Genomic DNA, 19,625 nt, shown 5'->3' with positions numbered 1-19,625 from the left:
ATTCACTGGTTTTATTCAAAAGCTGTTATCGTAGGTTGCCCATAGCCCATAAGCTAAATCCTGATCGCTAATGGCACCTCAAGTACCGTGGCACAGGCCACAAGCGCTGTGATGTAGCCCATAAGCTGATAGCTGATAGCTGAATACTTATGGGGACGCTGTTAATTTTTTTACCAAGATTGTCAAATATGTGTTTAAAATAACATATTTTAGAATAAAATGTAGAATCTGGGGATAAAATCTATTACCCCAGTCTTGGATTCCAGGTAAGAAGCCTTTTCTAAATGAGCGCGAGAACACTGTTTGACAAAGTTTGGGATTTACATAGTGTTGGCACGTTGCCTTCGGGTCAGACTCAACTATTTATTGGTTTACACTTAATTCACGAGGTTACCAGTCCCCAAGCCTTTGCGATGCTGCGGGAACGGGGATTGAAGGTGCTGTTTCCAGAACGAACTGTGGCAACGGTAGACCATATTGTTCCGACGGAAAACCAAGCTCGTCCCTTTGCTGATGTCTTGGCAGAGGAGATGATGCAAGCGTTGGAAAACAGTAGTAAGGAGTTTGGGATTCGATTTTATAATATCGGCTCTGGCAATCAGGGCATTGTCCATGTGATTGCTCCAGAACAAGGGTTGACTCAGCCAGGCATGACGGTGGCCTGTGGAGATTCCCATACTTCGACTCATGGTGCGTTTGGTGCGATCGCATTTGGCATTGGTACTTCTCAAGTCCGTGATGTCTTAGCATCCCAAACCTTGGCATTGTCTAAGCTTAAGGTTCGCAAAATAGAGGTGAATGGTAGTTTACCCCCAGGAGTTTACCCGAAAGATGTGATCTTACACATCATTCGTAAGTTGGGGGTCAAAGGTGGAGTTGGCTATGCCTATGAATATGCTGGTACTACCTTTGAGCAGATGTCGATGGAAGGACGGATGACTGTGTGTAATATGTCGATCGAGGGGGGAGCTCGGTGCGGCTACGTTAACCCGGATCAGGTAACGTTTGATTATCTTAAGGGCAAAGATTTTGCTCCCAAGGGCGCAGATTGGGATCAGGCGGTGGCTTGGTGGAACAGTATCCGGTCCGATCAAGATGCGGTATATGATGATGTGGTTAGGTTTGAGGCGGCGGACATTGCGCCTACAGTGACCTGGGGGATTACACCGGGTCAAGGAATTGCCGTTAATGAAACTATTCCGATACCGGAGAATTTGCCAGAAACAGAAAGAGCGATCGCACAACAAGCCTATGAGTACATGCAGCTAACTCCAGGCACAGAGATTCAAGGCACAAAGGTGGATGTGTGTTTTATCGGTAGCTGCACCAATGGTAGACTGACTGACCTGCGAGAAGCGGCTAAATTTGCTAAAGGTCATCACGTGGCTGAAGGAGTCAAAGCCTTTGTGGTTCCAGGTTCGGAACGGGTCAAGCAAGAAGCAGAAGCAGAAGGACTCGATCAAGTCTTTGTGGAGGCTGGGTTTGAGTGGCGAGAGCCTGGATGCTCGATGTGTTTGGCAATGAATCCTGACAAACTCCAAGGGAGTCAGATTAGTGCTTCCTCTTCTAACCGCAATTTTAAAGGTCGTCAGGGGTCTGCCACAGGACGGACATTGTTGATGAGTCCAGCAATGGTTGTAGCTGCAGCGGTTAAAGGGGCAGTGGCTGATGTTCGGGAGTTGATGGTTTAGGAGCAGGTCTGATGAGTAGTGAAGTAAAGACGATTACCGGAACAGGAATTCCTGTAGTAGGGAATGATATCGACACCGACCGGATTATCCCAGCTCGATTTTTGCGCTGTGTGACCTTTGATGGTCTTGGACAACAGGTGTTTGTTGATGACCGTGCTCAAGCTAACGGGCAACATCCCTTTGACCAACCCCAGTATCAAGGTGCAACGGTTTTAGTAGTAAATGGGAACTTTGGCTGTGGGTCTTCACGGGAACATGCCCCTCAAGCGATCGCTAGATGGGGGATTCAAGGGATTGTCGGAGAGAGTTTTGCCGAAATCTTTTTTGGGAACTGCTTGGCGATGGGGCTTCCCTGTGTGACCGCTGACTCGGAAACCGTCAAGCAATTACAGACAAGCCTCCATGAGAATCCTGAAATTCCCATGACCTTGGATTTGGAAGAGATGCAAGTCTATTGTGGTGAGTTGCAGGCTTCTGTGTTTATGGAGGATGGACCAAGAAACATGCTACTGACTGGGACTTGGGATACTTGTGGACAACTAGTTGCTCAAGTAGAAGCAATTCGAGCTACAGCAGCTAGATTGCCTTATATGGATTGGGGAGTTGTTTCTTAAGCAAAGGGAACAGGGAATAGGGAACAGGGAACAGGCAGTAGGGAGTAGGGAATATGGCATCAAAAATTATCACAATTCATCTAGGATTCCTATACAAACAATAATTAGCGTTTTTGACCTTACCCAAAATCCTTCTATGTCTTGATGCAGCGCTAGTTGATTAACTCTTGCCTATTGCCTGTTGCCTGTTGCCTTTGCTTTAAATAAATTGGGTTAAAGGTTTTAGGTTGAATAATGAAAGAAAGCTTGAGGCTAACTGCGGTTTTGTATATACTCACGTGTTGTGTGGCTTCGGGTTTAGTATCTCAAGCTACTGTTGAGTCAGAATCTGGTCAAGTAGGCCATAAACCATTAATCACTAGCAAATTAATTACTAGCACTATATCCGAATCATTAAAGGATAGGGCTGAGTCACTGATGATAGCCCAATTTCCCCTACCAGAAATTAGTGACCCAGCAGATAAAAAGCGTTTCGAGCAGGTGATGGACTATGCGATCGCAAACCACTTGTCTGAGCTTCCGCTGCCAGAGATCATGCAAGCGATCGCACAGCAATTTCAGGGCGCAAGCTACAAAGCTCACTTATTAGACCAAGCCAGCCAAGAAACCCTAGTTATCACCCTCAATGAATTTGACTGCGTCCTTTTTGTGGAAACCATTCTAGCCCTAGCGCGAGGGATAGCCCTAAAAGATTATTCTCAGCAGACCTTTGTCAATCACCTTCTTGACCAGCGTTATGGGGATGGTAATCTAAATGGCTATTGCAGCCGATTACACTATTTCTCTCAATGGATTGATGACAATCAGAGAAGGGGCACAGTTAAAAACATAGCGCTAGATTTAGGAGGAGTATCCCGCCAGAAAACCCTCAACTACATGAGTAAACACAGGGGTAAGTACCCATCTTTAGTCAGGGATGAGGCCAAGTACCAGTGTATTGTAGCTATGGAAGCTAATCTGAAGCAGACAACTGTTAATTTCATTCCCCATGATCAGATTAGGAAAGCCTATAGTCAACTTAAACCAGGGGATATCATTGGCATTGCTACTACTATTCCTGGTCTAGATGTCACCCACACTGGGTTAGTGTATCGTACTGCTGACGGGAATATCGGTTTTATTCATGCATCACCTGCTGGTAGAGTCACCATTGCCCGTGATTTACAAAGGTATGCCAGACATGTTAGACATTCCCTCGGGATTGTAGTGGCTCGACCCGTTGATCCAGCAATTCCAAATTCAAAATGAACAGGTATTAGCGGTGGCGAATAGGCTCTCAGTCGTGATTACTGGTAGGAATGCCTTGCTGCTACCGATTGGGTCAGGCTCTTTCTGTTATAGATTCAAGCTATGGTCTGTTTATTCAGCGGGAACCCTAACATCTCCCGTTGTTGCAAATAGAGTTGAGCCACTCGCCTGGCTAGATTGCGAATTCTACCGATATAACGAGTGCGCTCAGTCACTGAAATCACACCCCTAGCGTCCAGTAAGTTGAAAGTGTGAGAACACTTCAGAACGTAGTCTAGTGTAGGCATAACAAGTCCTCCTTTGCTTAGTTGTTCTGCCTCTTGCTCATAAAGACCAAATAGCGTGAACAGCAAATCTGGGTTAGAGGATTCAAAATTATAAGTACATTGTTCAACTTCTCCCTGAAGGTGAACATCTCCATAGCTAATTTGGTCATTCCACTGGATTTTAGTAAAAGCCTCTACTTCCTGGAGATACATAGCTAATCGTTCCAAACCATAGGTGATCTCAATGGGTACAGGACGACAATCAATGCCACCACACTGTTGGAAGTAGGTAAATTGAGTAATTTCCATGCCATCTAACCAGACTTCCCAGCCAACTCCCCAAGCCCCTAGGGTAGGAGATTCCCAATTGTCTTCAACAAAGCGAATGTCATGGTCTTCAGGACAAATACCTAAGGCTTTGAGGGAATCTAGGTAAATGTCTTGAATATTATTCAGTGACGGCTTGATCAGTACTTGGTATTGGTAGTAGTGCTGGTAGCGATTTGGGTTTTCGCCGTAGCGTCCATCGGTGGGTCTTCGGCATGGTTCAACATAAGCAACTGACCAGGGTTCTGGACCAATAGCTCTCAAGAATGTATGAGGACTCATGGTCCCTGCTCCTTTCTCGGTATCGTAGGACTGGGCAATCAAGCAACCATGTTTTGCCCAGAATTGATTCAATGTTGCAATCACTGATTGAAAATTCACTTACACCTCCAGTGTTTAGTAACGGTAACTTATGGCCAAGACATTTCTTGATGCAAAGGGCGAGTGGGGAGGGGCTGTATGGGTCACGCCGTGATTCTCCTTTCTCCTTTGGAGACGCTGCACGAACAGAGACACTAAGTAAACGCACCTTGTAAGCCCCGTGGAAACCAGGCCAGTTGCTAATGGGTTAAACCCCATAATCAAGCCATTTTCTCCCCAAGACCACCCTGCATCCCTATAATTTATTCTGGCGCAAATGCCTTGTCAGAGCTAGCTTAGTAAGTTGTTCAACAATGGATTTCATGGTGCCAGTGCAAAGGGCTGTTCACTAATCTTGCCTCTGAATGGGAACAGCCACTACTTACCGATTAATCCTGGACAATTACCGTAAATCCAGGTGAATTTCCCGTTTCACTCAGGAGCATCGGAGCAGTTATCCCAATCCGCACTTACAGGCAGGATCGACATACACGCCCGTCACCAGGTATGTATCTAAGATATACAAAAATTCCCGAAATAATTCTCACGACTCCCAGGGCGTGCGCTTAAAGTCGTCGAATTAAATTCGCCACGGGTCGCACCGCTCCCGACTTCCGACTCCTGACCCAACTCTAACGAACCCACCCCTGTGACCTGAGAGCTTTCCCCTCTTGCCGTGCTCAGACCTCCAAAATGGATTCAAAAAAAAAATTTTTAAATACCAAAACCCTTGCCATACCTAGGCTTCAAGGATTCATAACCAAAAAAGTTTCGGTTTTAGGTTGACAAACGCTTTTTTACCCTTTACATTAGTAAATGGCGATGAGGAAAGCCAAGCGCACCGCACCGCCCCGAACCAAGAAAAATCTATAGTTTGAGAGCCAATATACGGTCGCTACTCGTCAAGAAATTTTCAGGTTAATCTGACCTCATTATAGGACAGATTGGCCAAAACTAAAACCTAAAATTCCGAACTGGTTCAAAGTTAACGGTTTAAGTTGACGGAGAGTCCAGGAAAGAAAAAAAACAACTTGAGTACCATGGAGAGTTTGATCCTGGCTCAGGATGAACGCTGGCGGTATGCTTAACACATGCAAGTCGAACGCCCCTTCGGGGGAGTGGCGGACGGGTGAGTAACGCGTGAGAATCTGCCTTAGGGTCGGGGACAACCACCGGAAACAGTGGCTAATACCGGATGTGCCGAGAGGTGAAAGATTTATTGCCATAAGAGGAGCTCGCGTCTGATTAGCTAGTTGGTAGGGTAAAAGCCTACCAAGGCAACGATCAGTAGCTGGTCTGAGAGGATGAGCAGCCACACTGGGACTGAGACACGGCCCAGACTCCTACGGGAGGCAGCAGTGGGGAATTTTCCGCAATGGGCGAAAGCCTGACGGAGCAATACCGCGTGAGGGAGGAAGGCTTTTGGGTTGTAAACCTCTTTGATCAGGGAAGAAGAAAGTGACGGTACCTGAGGAACAAGCATCGGCTAACTCCGTGCCAGCAGCCGCGGTAATACGGAGGATGCAAGCGTTATCCGGAATTATTGGGCGTAAAGCGTCCGTAGGTGGTACCTCAAGTCGGCTGTTAAAGACCAGGGCTTAACTCTGGGCAGGCAGTGGAAACTGAGGAACTAGAGGGCAGTAGGGGTAGAGGGAATTCCCGGTGTAGCGGTGAAATGCGTAGATTTCGGGAAGAACATCGGTGGCGAAGGCGCTCTACTGGACTGCACCTGACACTGAGGGACGAAAGCTAGGGGAGCGAATGGGATTAGATACCCCAGTAGTCCTAGCTGTAAACGATGGATACTAGGTGTAGCTTGTATCGACCCAAGCTGTGCCGAAGCCAACGCGTTAAGTATCCCGCCTGGGGAGTACGCACGCAAGTGTGAAACTCAAAGGAATTGACGGGGGCCCGCACAAGCGGTGGAGTATGTGGTTTAATTCGATGCAACGCGAAGAACCTTACCAGGGCTTGACATGTCGCGAATCCCGGTGAAAGCTGGGAGTGCCTTCGGGAGCGCGAACACAGGTGGTGCATGGCTGTCGTCAGCTCGTGTCGTGAGATGTTGGGTTAAGTCCCGCAACGAGCGCAACCCTCGTCTTTAGTTGCCAGCACGTGGTGGTGGGCACTCTAGAGAGACTGCCGGTGACAAACCGGAGGAAGGTGGGGATGACGTCAAGTCAGCATGCCCCTTACGCCCTGGGCGACACACGTACTACAATGGTCAGGACAAAGGGCAGCCAACTCGCAAGGGGGAGCTAATCTCATCAAACCTGGCCTCAGTTCAGATTGCCGGCTGCAACTCGCCGGCATGAAGGAGGAATCGCTAGTAATCGCCGGTCAGAATACGGCGGTGAATCCGTTCCCGGGCCTTGTACACACCGCCCGTCACACCATGGAAGCTGGCCACGCCCGAAGTCGTTACCCTAACCCTTTTGGGAGGGGGATGCCGAAGGCAGGGTTGGTGACTGGGGTGAAGTCGTAACAAGGTAGCCGTACCGGAAGGTGTGGCTGGATCACCTCCTTTACAGGGAGACCCACTGAGACCGACTCTAAGTCAAAGAGGCTGGAGTGGTAATCAGGTCAACCGAGGTCGAAGGGTAGAAGACTAGGCTCTCAAACTAGTGATGGTTCGGTAATGGGCTATTAGCTCAGGTGGTTAGAGCGCACCCCTGATAAGGGTGAGGTCCCTGGTTCGAGTCCAGGATGGCCCACATCTTAATTAAAGTTCAGGTGGATAGCAATCAAAGCCAAGAAAAAGAGGACGGTAAAGAAGAACAGCACCGGAACTAGGGAAAAAAGCCAGTTCAGGATGCTGGACTTTGAGTCCAGTAAAGAACCAAGAAAATTGCATAGCGAAGTGTAGAAAAGCCAAAAAGTCGAGCCGCGAGCAAAACTGTGGAACAGGCTGACCGCCTGTAACATAAGCGGTAAAAAAGAACTAATATGGTCAAGCTACAAAAGGCTAACGGTGGATACCTAGGCACACAGAGGCGAAGAAGGACGTGGTGACCGACGATAAGCTTCGGGGAGCTGGAAACGAGCAGAGATCCGGAGATTTCCGAATGGGGCAACCCAAAAACGGCTGACTGAATCAATAGGTCAGTACGAGCGAACCCAGCGAACTGAAACATCTTAGTAGCTGGAGGAAAAGAAAGCAAAAGCGATACCCTCAGTAGCGGCGAGCGAAAGGGGCACAGCCTAAACCATCAGCAATGCTGGTGGGGTAGTGGGACAGCATAACGGTAACCGGAAACTAGATCAAGCAGCTGAATACTGCACCAGAGAAGGTGAAAGTCCTGTAGTCGAAAGTGGAAAGTTGTCAGCTGGATCCCGAGTAGCACGGGGCACGTGGAATCCCGTGTGAATCAGCGAGGACCACCTCGTAAGGCTAAATACTCCTGTGTGACCGATAGGGAAACAGTACCGCGAGGGAAAGGTGAAAAGAACCCCGGGAGGGGAGTGAAATAGAACCTGAAACCGTTAGCCCACAAGCAATGGGAGGACGATTAAACGTCTGACCGTGTGCCTGTTGAAGAATGAGCCGGCGACTTACAGCCAGTGGCAGGTTAAGAGGGAGAAACTCGAAGCCAAAGCGAAAGCGAGTCTGAGAAGGGCGTTAGTCACTGGTTGTAGACCCGAACCCGGGTGATCTAACCATGTCCAGGATGAAGCTTGGGTGACACTAAGTGGAGGTCCGAACCGACCGATGTTGAAAAATCGGCGGAGGAGGTGTGGTTAGGGGTGAAATGCCAATCGAACCCGGAGCTAGCTGGTTCTCCCCGAAATGCGTTGAGGCGCAGCGGTTGGGAAAAGCCTGGGGGTAAAGCACTGTTTCGGTGCGGGCTGCGAGAGCGGTACCAAATCGAGACAAACTAAGAATACCAGGTGTCGGCCCAACCAGTGAGACGGTGGGGGATAAGCTTCATCGTCAAGAGGGAAACAGCCCAGACCACCAGCTAAGGCCCCAAAATGCGTCCTAAGTGAGAAAGGAGGTGGGAGTGCAAAGACAACCAGGAGGTTTGCCTAGAAGCAGCCATCCTTGAAAGAGTGCGTAATAGCTCACTGGTCAAGCGCTCCTGCGCCGAAAATGAATGGGGCTAAGGACGATGCCGAAGCTGTGGGATAGAAATATCGGTAGGGGAGCGTTCTAAGTAGGGAGAAGCACTAGCGGCAAGCAGGTGTGGACAGCTTAGAAGTGAGAATGTCGGCTTGAGTAGCGCAAACATTGGTGAGAATCCAATGCCCCGAAACCCTAAGGGTTCCTCTGGAAGGCTCGTCCACGGAGGGTTAGTCAGGACCTAAGGCGAGGTCGAAAGGCGTAGTCGATGGCAAACCGGTTAACATTCCCGTACCATCAGCAGTTGAGACCGGGGGACGGAGAAGGCTAAGCATCAGCCGGGGAATGGTAGTCCCGGTGCAAGCCAACGAGGTGAAGAGGAACGGAGAAAACGTTCTGAGCTGAGTGGTGAGTCCGACCCGCTAAGGCGGGGAAGTGATGGCAGTCAGGCTTCCCAGAAAAGCCCGAAGTCTCATAAACTGTTGATGCCTGTACCCGAAACCGACACAGGTGGGGTGGTAGAGAATACTAAGGGGCGCGAGGTAACTCTCTCTAAGGAACTCGGCAAAATGGCCCCGTAACTTCGGGAGAAGGGGTACCACCGAGAGGTGGTCGCAGTGAAGAGCTCCAGGCGACTGTTTATCAAAAACACAGGTCTCCGCGAAGTCGCAAGACGCAGTATGGGGGCTGACGCCTGCCCAGTGCCGGAAGGTTAAGGAAGCTGGTGAGGGAAACCGTAGCTAGCGACCGAAGCCCCGGTGAACGGCGGCCGTAACTATAACGGTCCTAAGGTAGCGAAATTCCTTGTCGGGTAAGTTCCGACCCGCACGAAAGGCGTAACGATCTGGAGACTGTCTCGGAGAGAGGCTCGGCGAAATAGGAATGTCTGTGAAGATACGGACTACCTGCACTTGGACAGAAAGACCCTATGAAGCTTTACTGTAGCCTGGGATTGGGTTCGGGCTTGGTCTGCGCAGGATAGGTGGGAGGTGAAGAACATGCCCTCGTGGGGGCATGGGAGCCGACGGTGAGATACCACTCTGACGAAGCTAGGATTCTAACCCGAGACCGTAAGCCGGTTCGGGGAAAGTTTCAGGTGGGCAGTTTGACTGGGGCGGTCGCCTCCAAAAAGGTAACGGAGGCGCGCAAAGGTTCCCTCAGGCTGGTTGGAAATCAGCCGAAGAGTGCAAAGGCAGAAGGGAGCTTGACTGCGAGACCAACAAGTCAAGCAGGGACGAAAGTCGGCCTTAGTGATCCGACGGTACTGAGTGGAAGGGCCGTCGCTCAACGGATAAAAGTTACTCTAGGGATAACAGGCTGATCTCCCCCAAGAGTTCACATCGACGGGGAGGTTTGGCACCTCGATGTCGGCTCATCGCAACCTGGGGCGGAAGTACGTCCCAAGGGTTGGGCTGTTCGCCCATTAAAGCGGTACGTGAGCTGGGTTCAGAACGTCGTGAGACAGTTCGGTCCATATCCGGTGCAGGCGTAAGAGTATTGAGAGGAGCCCTCCTTAGTACGAGAGGACCGGGAGGGACGCACCGCTGGTGTACCAGTTATCGTGCCAACGGTAAACGCTGGGTAGCCAAGTGCGGAGAGGATAACCGCTGAAAGCATCTAAGTGGGAAGCCCACCTCAAGATGAGTACTCTCACTCTGTTAAGGAGGTAAGGTCACAGCAAGAACAGCTGTTGATAGGCGTTAGGTGGAAGTTTAGTAATAGATGAAGCCGAGACGTACTAACTGACCGAGGGCTTGACCACAACTGAATCGAAATTTGGCTTTGAAACACTAGCTATGCAATCTTAATGGTTCGGAAGCAGAACGGGCAAGATGCCCATTCTACCTTCCTGGTGCTTATAGCGCTACGGAACCACACCGATCCCATCCCGAACTCGGAGGTGAAACGTAGCTGCGGCGAAGATAGTTGGTGGGTAGCTGCCTGCTAAAATAGCTCAGTGCCAGGATAATTAATTTAGACTATGACCTCCTTAGGTAATCTTGACCTGAGGAGGTTTTAGATTTTAGGAAATAGCGATAGTTCTAGGAAATAGGGATAGTTGTGCTTGGCCATCAGCCCACACCTAAAATTTAGCAACTTATTAAAATTTAGCCACTTAAAATACCAACTTAAAACGGAGAAAGAAATCTCAAGAGTATGCTCCCAACCGATGCCAGGGCGTTACCTATATTAGAACCTCCTTTAGAGGTTGCAGAATTTTGGGCAATTTCTATGCCTTTAACCAAACTCTGTGACGCCTGGTATCCAGGAATATTTCCTTGTTCTTTAAAGAGTTCACTAGCAATAGTACCATCTTGGGTAGCTGCTACTTCCTCTCCAAGTCGGAAACGAGCCATACCACGAGCCAAAAAAGCTGGAGCAAAGTCAGGCTTCATGCTCAAGGTTTTGTCGTAATACTCAATGGCAGTTTTGTAGTTACCTCTTTTGGCTTCTACTACTCCCCATGCATAGAAGTCTTCTGCGGTACCTGCATAATCTGGAATACCAATGGTTCCTTGTATATAAGCATTACTCAAGCTCACACCATACAATTGGGCATTAACTAAAAAGGCCTCCCTCAGGTCAGTACTGAATAAGTTAGCACCAGCAAGATTAGCACCAGCAAGATTAGCACCATTGAGAGAAGCACCACTGAGATTGGCACCACTCAGGTCAGCTCCTGTCAAATTAGCACGGCTGAGATTAGCACGACTCAAGTCAGCCCCAGCGAGATTAGCACCCACTAAGTCAGCCATAATCAAACCTACCCTAGTTAAATCACAGCCTTGACACTGTTTGGTTGACAGTAACTGTTGAGTATGAGCTAGATTTTCAGCTTTAGCAATGGTGCTGAGGCTGGTCGTGGTTAGTAAAGCCGCAGTGGTGACAATTGTGAGTTTGATGTTCATGGAATTTATTGTTTTTCCAACAGCTGCTAATTATGAATTAGCAATTATGAATTATGAATTGTCAATCCTAGTTGTGGTTAAAGTTTTTAGTTAACGTGATAGGCTAAACTTCTAAACCCCTTTAAATGCTAAACTTTAAACCTTAAACTTTAAACCTTAAACTTTCATAATTATCCCTAATTTTTAAAAAATTGGGTTGCGAAGTTTTGCGATCGCGTTGGTGACAGTGCCCTTGCTTTGAGAATTGCCGCTGTTAAAAAGACGTAGGACACAACCCCAACTATTGCCAAGAGTATACTATTAACATATCCCATGGCGTTCCACAAGGCATGCAGAGCAGAAGCATTCAGATAGCCAATGCCTATGATCTGCCAACGCTTACGGGGTTTGAGGACGCTTAACCCAATAAAATACCCGAAGTATCCACTATAAGCCATGTGTCCTGCCACTGAGCCAAGAACCCGAGGAATCAGCAACTGCAATCCTAACAGGTGACCGTCCAATTCAGTAGTTGGCAGTATCACATCGTCTATAATATTCGGCACATATTGCCCTAAGGTTTCTACCAAGGTAAATCCCACCCCTGATGCTGTCCCCAATAAAATTCCATCGAGGGGTTCCCAGACACCAATTCTTTCTCGCCAAGGGGTACGCAGCAACTGTCCCAAAGCATATAATCCCAGCACAGGTATAGCCTTGAGCAACTCTTCCATTAACCCAGCACCAAAAAACATCCGGATGAATAAAGTAGTCAAGTTGACAACTTCACCTAGTTGTGGTATGTCGCCAGGTAAAATTCCTCGAAAAATATTGATAAATAGGGGCAGCAGCGGACTGATCAAGATTAAGCTGGTGGATAGAGTACTACCCAGCAGCACCCACCAAGGTTTAGGTTTGCCACAAAGTTGGTAAACAAAGTAATAGGCTAATCCTGCCAAGTAGGCAGCTAGCAACAGATTAAAAACTACTGGTTGACCAACTGCAGCAAACATTGATACGACAAAGAGTACAGTCACGATACCAGGAGCCAAAAAAGCTTTCTGATTTAAATCCCGTCCTGTTGAGAAGATGGGAAACAGTTGGGTAAAGGTGACATAATCAGTCTGAGGCTTTGGTATCTTGCTAATCGGTTTTAGGGGTTTTTCTATGGCAATAGTTTGGGATGGGATGGATGGTAAATTAAAGGATGTAGTTACCTCGCACTCAAAGATGAATTTTGGACCATCGTGACCCAACTCAATCCGATCCCCTGAGTGCAATTGCTGACAACCCTGCAAATATTCGCCATTCACATAGGTGCCATTCACACTATCAAGGTCACAAATTTCCCAGCGGGGACAGCCATTTTTTAGAGGGGTCAGAGGGCTAATTACCGCATGACGGCGCGATACGCTGACGTAGCGATAGGGATCTAAGGAAATTTTACAGCTAGGGTCACGTCCAATGACGTTATCCTCTAATTCAGAAAGGGGTAGTAGGGCGAGTATCTCTTTGTTATCACTAGTGGAAAGCTGGCGCAGAAATCCACTGTAAACTTGACCAGTCATTGCTACTTTGGTCGTTATTGGTTATTCACACTCCCCATGCTAATCCGGCAGGGGATTCTAGTTTCAAGAACGTTTCTTTCCTTTGCAGATCTCTCGATCAACACAGATAGAGGAAACATCGACCCTGTCAGCCATGCAAAGCGCGAGTGGGGGTTTTCTTTCCCCAAGACCGCGCTGCATCGCTCGCATACTTCCCAAATGCCCAACGGTCGCCTTAGCAGAGGCTTTGGATTACTTTGGCTGCATTAACATCACCAGGATAGTCATCAGTTGTCCAATCATTTTTGTATATCCTTGGATCCTAATCACCCACAGTTTCCGATGGTTTCTAGCAAAGGAATTGCACCACCAAACGAATTTCACTACTATTTTTTAAAATATCATTAGCCCTTTATATTCGCCCTGGCATCAAGCACCGCTAGGTAGAAAGAGAGACCACCAATAGGAATACTAGCAGCGAGGATAATTCCAGTCACCAACTTCCCTAACTCGGGGTCACCATAGGAAAGTTCAAAAATTGAACCCACAGCCGCAATCCCAGCCACACAGGCAATCATCAAAAACAGAGCACTTTTTGGAGTCATCATAAGCTTTTTTGTTAAAGATTATTATCAGAAATCATAAGATTGAAATTAGCTGTGGGCCAATCAATTAGAGCTAACCTCTAAGTAATAGGTCATATTTAGTGCGTTTTAGTATTTATCAGGCTTGGGTGTTAGTTAATTTAAAATTGAAGATTGACAATTGCCAATTTTTAATTTATACCCATCCGATCAACCCTATTATAAGTGATTAACCGGACTTCAGATCAAGTTTATAAGAGCAGTCACAGTTCAGTAAATAGAAGGTTAAGGGAGTAGAAAGATTACTGTGACTATAGCAACTGTGACTATAGCAATCGTAATTGAAAATTGAACAAGAACAGGTTGTTATAGTCTTTTCCATCACCCTATGACGACCTCACCAGAGGTTGCACAAATAAAATCAGATTGGTATAGTTATTTAATTGGTTTCACCGCTTGGGGTGAGAACCCGTGCTTATTCAGTTCTTCAGTCAAGGCTAGACCATTTTGCACCCGATCAACAAACATCACTCCTTTAAGATGGTCTATCTCATGCTGAATGACGCGAGATAGTAATCCATTCGCCTTTAAGGTTCTAGGGCGTCCGTTCTCATCCTTGTAGGCTACTTCAATTTCGTCTGGACGGGTGACATCTAAATATACACCGGGGATGCTCAAACAACCTTCCTGGCCATCACACGGGGTGCTACCAAAACTCTTGATTTCTGGGTTAATTAATACCAGTGGTTGGTTATCTTGGTTATTAGGTTCACAGTCAACCACAATTATTTGCTTATTAATTCCGACCTGAGGGGCTGCCAAACCAATACCATCTGCACTGTACATGGTTTGCAGCATTTGCTCAGCTAATTTTCGGATGTTGTGGTCTACTTTAGCAACCCGCTTGGCAGGCTGACGCAGGACGCGATCGCCTAGATAATGAATTGTTAATGGTGGATTCTCTAATTTTTTCTTTTCAACGATAAGTTCAGCAGTCATGGGGTTATCGACTTGTGAGTCAGGCTATGGTTAGGGTTAGACTAGAGCTGCTAAGGGATTAGAACACTCAACAGACAGATTCTTAAACAGAGTGCCTAAGACAGAGTGCCTAAGTTGGTCTATTATTATAGTCTTGCCTCGCTTTCTTAGTTTATCATGCCCCACGCCCCAACAGCCTTCGCGCTTCGCTGCGGTGCGACAAGGCGCTGCCTGAACCTGGCCAAGGTAACCCACACCAAGTGAGGGCATGGCAACTGCGCGGTAATGATTTGATTGACTCTCCCTGGTCGCCCATAGGTAGGCATTATTTCAAATCGTACGTTTCAAGTGATTTCTTGGTATCCCACAATTCTTTTACGCTGGAAACTAGCAGCTCTATCGGTTAGAACCCAAAAGTAACACCAAGTCAGGGACGGATTTGAGTTCTCCACGGATTGAAATCACGTGGATTCTAAGAGTCGTGTCGTTACGCGGGTTAAAACCGCGCTCCACGACGCTTACAATACTGGCTAGAAATAAGTCTAGTTTGTACTGTTTTAGCAGACTCAAAACTGCCCTACCTCCCTGGCCTTTGGCCACGCTACGCGAACGGATTAACCAAAAAAGGTTAACCTGTGGATTTACTTGTAATTTAATTGCACGATAGCTTTCGGAGTGGTTGTACCAAACAAATCAGGGCAATAAATCACTCTTTTTGCTGCATTACTTGCCTGTTCCTTGAGGAGTAGGATCTACCCCGTCTCTTACTGGCTGGAATCTCACCGAAAAGCGCAAAAAATCAACGCGACCAACCTTGTTCTTACTTACTCTTCTAGTTTAACACGATAGCCGGGATAAATCCCGGCACGCTCCACGCCCACTCAATAAATTAAGTGGCTAACTCTCGCTTGTTATTTTTATGTTTAAATTTCTCACTCAACTGGACTACCTGCTGCGGGAAACTTTCTTAGGTCTACAACGTGGCGGCTGGAGCAACTGGGCGGCGGTTAGCACGGTCACTGTCCTATTGTTTCTGTTTGGTATAAGCTGGCAAGCCTCCTGGCAGTTAGGTGGGCTACTCAATCAGTTGGGGAGTCAACTAGAAGTGGCTGTTTATCTCGAACCAGGGGCTGAGGCAGAAATGGTCTTACCAGCAGTTCAGAAACTGCCCAAGGTGATGGCGGTTCAAACCATTTCCAAAGAAAAAGCTTGGGCATCCTTGGTTGAGGAACTGGGAATTTCGGAGATTGCAGCTGCTACGGAACAGTTGGAAGGGAATCCCCTAGTGGATGAACTGAAGGTAAAGGTAAGCAAACCAAAGGATGTGCTAATTCTTGCCCAGCAGTTGTCACAGTTGCCAGGAATAGATGAGGTGCAGTATATGGATCAGACTCTCAAACAAATGCGACAGCTTCATCATGGTTTAGGCTGGGTGAGTCTGATCATTACTACCATTCTCAGTCTGACGGCAGTGGCAGTTGTTACCACCACAATGCGCCTGATTGTGATCGCAAGACGCCAGGAAATTGAGATTATGCAGCTAGTTGGGGCAACCAGATCCTGGATTTATCTGCCGTTCATGTTGCAAGGAATTACTTTTGGTGTAGCTGGGGCAGCCCTAGCCTGGGTTTTGTTGATCGGTCTGCGGCAATTTCTCACTAATCTGCTAGCGACTGGACCTGATTTTATCGAATTTATCGCTACAGTGGTGCCACCGGACCCACTTAAAATTGTTGTGCTACCATTACTGCTGTTGATTCTGGGGGGTTCAGTGGGTTTGCTCGGTAGTTGCCTAGCTGTTAGTCTCGAAAGCATCGCTATCGGGAAATGAGGTTACCAAAATTTGGTCTAATTCTGGTATTTTGTCAGTGGTTAGTGTCATGGGAAGTGGTTAGACCAACAGAGGAATTATGGAATGGAGGTTAGTAGACAGACTCATGACCCACGACTAACAACTAATGATACTAATGACTAAGAGCTAATCACTAAGGACTACTTATGCGATCGCAATGGGAATGTTTTTTGCAAAATCAAGGGAGTTGGCATGGTTCCTTTACCACATTCTCACCAAAAGGGCAACAGTTAAAAGATATTCCCTCTGTGCTCACCATAGAAGGACTCGACGATAACCGAAAAATTCGTTTGACTCTTCGCTATCTGCCACCTGAACAAGCTATATTCAACCGAGTTCTGGAATACACCCATTTAGATCGCTATCTTATGTTCTTTGACACTGGTGCGTTTTCCCAAGGCGCACTACAGTGGGCTCCTTATGGCGAATTTGGGGCAGAATTTGGCTTGATTGAGGGTAACCGTCGCCTGCGGATGGTGCAACTGTATAACAGGGAGAGTCAGCTGAAGCAGTTGACCTTAATTCGAGAAAAACTGGCGGGTACGGATACACCAGAACGTCCAGCATTAACCTTGGAACAGTTGCTCGGAGAGTGGTGTGGAGAGGCAGTAACCCTTTATTCTGATTTGCGATCCCCTGACATCTATCCTACTCACCTTAAACTTCAGCATCATGAAAGTAACCGCTTAGTACAACAACTCACATTTGGCACAGAAGAATCATTACGTACCATCACCTCTAGCGCTAAGATTGATGGCTCAATTCTGTATTTTGACGAGGGTGCTGTTTCTACTCAAGTCTTATTATTGCCCGATGGGGCATCATCTACTTGTCCAATAACGGTTAAGCCAGGTCATTCTTTCTTCCTAGAAGTAGGTTGGCTGTGGCAACCTAACCAACGTCAGCGGCTGATTCGCTCTTTTAACGATAAAGGGCAATGGGTTAGTCTTACTTTGGTAAGAGAGCACAAAGTATCTTCTGGGCATTATATAAAAGGATAAAGTATCAAGCATGAAGTAGGTGGGCTTGTTTACAACTCAGTCAACCTGAATCGATATTATATATAGAGTTTTCAAAGGAGAGGTGAAATTAGGATTGATCGGTAAAGGCAACTTCGGATCACGGAACTTCGGATCAGTAAGAAACAGATACAAGTATTTTTTGATGTTATGAGCAATCAAAATTTGCTTTCATTTTCTATTTGGAAATGCTATGTAGCATTTTGATTTTAGATGTAAACATAGCGGTGCGACCCAAGGCCGTGAGCAATCCCTCACGGCCTTGGAGGCGCGCACCGTGGATTGATCTAACAAAGTGATGCAGCGCTATTCCCTATTCCCTATTCCACCTCAACCAGCGCTATAGCTTTTTTAACCAGTTAACTGGTTAAAGTTGCCCTTGGGTTTTTCTCGTTTCTATTCCACGGCGGTAACTAGCAACTTACGGGAAATTTGTAAAATTTTGTATCAAAATTAAACATTATGGATAAAATCATAAATCAAAGTGGTATAATACCTTGAAATTTCAGTCAGAGCCAAAAAACTTGTTAAAATTTGCCCCATAGGGAATATGGATTGGTAAAGATGACCTATAAAGGTAGCTTAGAGATTCTCAAAGAGACTAGTCGGACTTTTTATATTCCAATTAGTACTCTCCCCAAAGACCTTCAAGAAGCTGTCGCTTCTGCCTACTTATGCATGCGTGCAATTGATGAAATTGAAGATCATCCTCAACTTAGTAAGTCTACCAAAGCAGCGCTGTTAAGAACAATTAGCTTAAACCTACAAACAATGGGTGGCGGTTATAGTGCTAGTTCTACTACTGATGAACTTCTTGCCGTTTTAAGTAAATACGAAACACTTCCAGAGGTAACAACTCGTATTGGTGAATGGGCAATTCTAGCACCAGAAACCATTGCACCTCGAATTTGGGAAGCAACTTCAGCAATGGCAGATAGAATGGCTTACTGGGTTGAGTGCGGTTGGAAGATTCGTACAGAGGGTGATTTGAATGGCTATACTTTCAGCGTTGCTGGTTCTGTAGGATTATTACTTTCTGATTTGTGGGCTTGGTATGATGGAACCCAAACAAATCGTCACCAGGCAATTGGTTTTGGTCGAGGCTTACAGGCAGTTAACATTCTACGTAATCGAACTGATGATTTGACACGTCACGTGGATTTCTTTCCCCAGGGATGGAGTTCAGAAACTATGCAAAGGTATGCCCGTAGAAATCTTTCTTTAGCTGATGCCTATACTAACGATCTTCCCAAAGGTCCAGCTAGAAATTTTTGTCAAATTCCTCTTGCTTTGGCTCATGCAACACTTGATGTTTTAGCTCTCGGACAAGCTAAACTTAGTCGTGATGCAGTGATTGGTATTGTTGAGAAGTTGAGTGCGAGGTAGTGCTAAATCGTAATGTTCAGGACGAAAGCATTGCATTGTTGTGATGCACAAAATACCAAACTGCTTCAATAGACATCTGGAGGAAAGTGCTAAAACACTAGACTTCGCGGCAGTTCTCCGGAACAGCAGATCTGGGTATCATCGGTGTACAATAATTGACGCAAACACAATCAGAAAAATACTTTTGCAAGAGGTCTACTCTTGAAAATAGCTTTGAGCAAGAATAAGCCCATCGGTGAAAACTTGATCGTATCGTTATTTACTGTTTAAAAACCGCAAAAATTACAGGTTTGTATCTATTAATTTAAGCAAGGTTTTATTTATTTTATTATTATAATATTAATTATATTTAAAACAATAATTCGTTAGGTAAGCGTAAGCATATGCGCTACGCGCAGGCTACGCCAACAGCTATCAGCAGTCAGCCGTCAGCTAATCAACGGGAGATAGTAAACAAGCTGGGGGATGCTGATACGACTGGTTGAAAATCCCTGCTCGTTTTACTAATCCGACCCCATGCAGTTAAAGCGCCTGATAGCTGTTCCCGTAGCGTGCGCGTAGCGCATTAGCTGATAGCTGACGGCTGAATACTTACAGGTAAGCTACTTTTTAAATTGGCTATTTTTATACAAAACTGATAATTATCCAGCTTAACTATGCCTGGTAATTTTAAATGTCTTAACAACCGAATTGATAGTTTCAGTATTTCTACTGACTTGGAATAACAAAAAGGTAAGCATCTGGCAGTTTGTCAACCTTTTTTCTGGTTTGAGGCGATTTTTTCCCCCTTCGGAGTGCTGAAGCG

At 46.6% G+C, this 19,625-nt stretch carries 11 protein-coding genes, 1 tRNA gene and 3 rRNA genes; 10 read left to right on the top strand and 5 right to left on the bottom strand.

Annotation, left to right across the window (positions count from 1 at the left end):
* Positions 1 to 284: 284 nt before the first annotated feature.
* The 3 genes from leuC (at position 285) to F6J90_RS30705 (ending at position 3,553) form a co-directional block, all read left to right on the top strand.
* Positions 285 to 1,691, top strand: a complete 1,407-nt coding sequence (leuC, locus tag F6J90_RS30715; RefSeq protein WP_293102530.1) for a 3-isopropylmalate dehydratase large subunit — start codon at positions 285 to 287, stop codon at positions 1,689 to 1,691.
* A gap of 11 nt (positions 1,692 to 1,702) precedes the next feature.
* Positions 1,703 to 2,305 (top strand): 3-isopropylmalate dehydratase small subunit, encoded by a 603-nt coding sequence (gene leuD / locus F6J90_RS30710; RefSeq protein ID WP_293102528.1) that lies wholly within the window; start codon positions 1,703 to 1,705, stop codon positions 2,303 to 2,305.
* A gap of 264 nt (positions 2,306 to 2,569) precedes the next feature.
* On the top strand, positions 2,570 to 3,553 hold the full coding sequence (locus tag F6J90_RS30705) for an N-acetylmuramoyl-L-alanine amidase-like domain-containing protein (RefSeq protein WP_293102525.1): 984 nt from the start codon (positions 2,570 to 2,572) through the stop codon (positions 3,551 to 3,553).
* Between the two features lie 95 nt (positions 3,554 to 3,648).
* On the opposite strand, the gene glyQ is transcribed toward F6J90_RS30705, so the two are convergent.
* Complete coding sequence (glyQ, locus tag F6J90_RS30700) at positions 3,649 to 4,527, bottom strand: glycine--tRNA ligase subunit alpha (protein ID WP_293102522.1); 879 nt, start codon at positions 4,525 to 4,527, stop codon at positions 3,649 to 3,651.
* 1,016 nt (positions 4,528 to 5,543) lie between these two features.
* Between glyQ and F6J90_RS30695 the strand changes: the two genes are divergently transcribed.
* From F6J90_RS30695 to rrf, 4 genes are all read left to right on the top strand, one after another.
* A 16S ribosomal RNA gene (locus F6J90_RS30695) occupies positions 5,544 to 7,033 on the top strand.
* Positions 7,034 to 7,146: 113 nt separating this feature from the next.
* A tRNA-Ile gene (locus tag F6J90_RS30690) sits at positions 7,147 to 7,220 on the top strand.
* A gap of 234 nt (positions 7,221 to 7,454) precedes the next feature.
* Positions 7,455 to 10,328 (top strand): 23S ribosomal RNA (locus tag F6J90_RS30685).
* Between the two features lie 86 nt (positions 10,329 to 10,414).
* Positions 10,415 to 10,532 (top strand): 5S ribosomal RNA (gene rrf, locus F6J90_RS30680).
* Together the 16S, 23S and 5S rRNA genes with 1 tRNA gene alongside form the textbook arrangement of a ribosomal RNA operon.
* A 163-nt stretch (positions 10,533 to 10,695) precedes the next feature.
* Here the strand turns inward: rrf and F6J90_RS30675 are convergent.
* The 4 genes from F6J90_RS30675 to def all read right to left on the bottom strand — a co-directional run bounded on the left by F6J90_RS30675 (position 10,696) and on the right by def (position 14,584).
* Positions 10,696 to 11,475, bottom strand: a complete 780-nt coding sequence (locus tag F6J90_RS30675) for a pentapeptide repeat-containing protein (protein WP_293102519.1) — start codon at positions 11,473 to 11,475, stop codon at positions 10,696 to 10,698.
* 176 nt (positions 11,476 to 11,651) lie between these two features.
* Positions 11,652 to 13,022 (bottom strand): PrsW family glutamic-type intramembrane protease, encoded by a 1,371-nt coding sequence (locus tag F6J90_RS30670; RefSeq protein ID WP_293102516.1) that lies wholly within the window; start codon positions 13,020 to 13,022, stop codon positions 11,652 to 11,654.
* 383 nt (positions 13,023 to 13,405) lie between these two features.
* Positions 13,406 to 13,609 (bottom strand): hypothetical protein, encoded by a 204-nt coding sequence (locus tag F6J90_RS30665; protein WP_198953978.1) that lies wholly within the window; start codon positions 13,607 to 13,609, stop codon positions 13,406 to 13,408.
* Between the two features lie 411 nt (positions 13,610 to 14,020).
* Positions 14,021 to 14,584 carry a peptide deformylase gene (def, locus tag F6J90_RS30660; protein WP_293102513.1) on the bottom strand — a complete coding sequence of 188 codons (564 nt, stop codon included), beginning with the start codon at positions 14,582 to 14,584 and terminating at the stop codon, positions 14,021 to 14,023.
* An 898-nt stretch (positions 14,585 to 15,482) separates the two neighbouring features.
* Between def and F6J90_RS30655 the strand changes: the two genes are divergently transcribed.
* The 3 genes from F6J90_RS30655 to F6J90_RS30645 all read left to right on the top strand — a co-directional run bounded on the left by F6J90_RS30655 (position 15,483) and on the right by F6J90_RS30645 (position 18,820).
* Positions 15,483 to 16,394 (top strand): ABC transporter permease, encoded by a 912-nt coding sequence (locus F6J90_RS30655; RefSeq protein ID WP_293102510.1) that lies wholly within the window; start codon positions 15,483 to 15,485, stop codon positions 16,392 to 16,394.
* A 167-nt stretch (positions 16,395 to 16,561) separates the two neighbouring features.
* The gene (locus F6J90_RS30650; RefSeq protein ID WP_293102507.1) at positions 16,562 to 17,416 is read left to right on the top strand and encodes a DUF3598 family protein; all 855 of its coding nucleotides are present in this window, start codon (positions 16,562 to 16,564) and stop codon (positions 17,414 to 17,416) included.
* Positions 17,417 to 17,998: 582 nt separating this feature from the next.
* Positions 17,999 to 18,820, top strand: coding sequence for a phytoene/squalene synthase family protein (locus F6J90_RS30645; RefSeq protein ID WP_293102505.1), 822 nt, complete (start codon positions 17,999 to 18,001; stop codon positions 18,818 to 18,820).
* The last annotated feature ends 805 nt before the right edge of the window (positions 18,821 to 19,625 follow it).

Origin of the sequence: Moorena sp. SIOASIH (assembly GCF_010671925.1) — a bacterium.
Classification (GTDB): Bacteria; Cyanobacteriota; Cyanobacteriia; order Cyanobacteriales; family Coleofasciculaceae; genus Moorena.
Note: the sequence above shows the minus strand (reverse complement) of the source record. Positions and strands in the feature narration are given on the sequence as shown.

Coding starts and splice junctions, on each gene's coding strand:
- leuD (WP_293102528.1), top strand. CDS start 1,703: ATGAGTAGTGAAGTAAAGACGATTACCGGAACAGGAATTCCTGTAGTA.
- F6J90_RS30665 (WP_198953978.1), bottom strand. CDS start 13,609: ATGATGACTCCAAAAAGTGCTCTGTTTTTGATGATTGCCTGTGTGGCT.
- F6J90_RS30650 (WP_293102507.1), top strand. CDS start 16,562: ATGCGATCGCAATGGGAATGTTTTTTGCAAAATCAAGGGAGTTGGCAT.
- leuC (WP_293102530.1), top strand. CDS start 285: ATGAGCGCGAGAACACTGTTTGACAAAGTTTGGGATTTACATAGTGTT.
- def (WP_293102513.1), bottom strand. CDS start 14,584: ATGACTGCTGAACTTATCGTTGAAAAGAAAAAATTAGAGAATCCACCA.
- F6J90_RS30670 (WP_293102516.1), bottom strand. CDS start 13,022: ATGACTGGTCAAGTTTACAGTGGATTTCTGCGCCAGCTTTCCACTAGT.
- F6J90_RS30675 (WP_293102519.1), bottom strand. CDS start 11,475: ATGAACATCAAACTCACAATTGTCACCACTGCGGCTTTACTAACCACG.
- F6J90_RS30645 (WP_293102505.1), top strand. CDS start 17,999: ATGACCTATAAAGGTAGCTTAGAGATTCTCAAAGAGACTAGTCGGACT.
- F6J90_RS30655 (WP_293102510.1), top strand. CDS start 15,483: ATGTTTAAATTTCTCACTCAACTGGACTACCTGCTGCGGGAAACTTTC.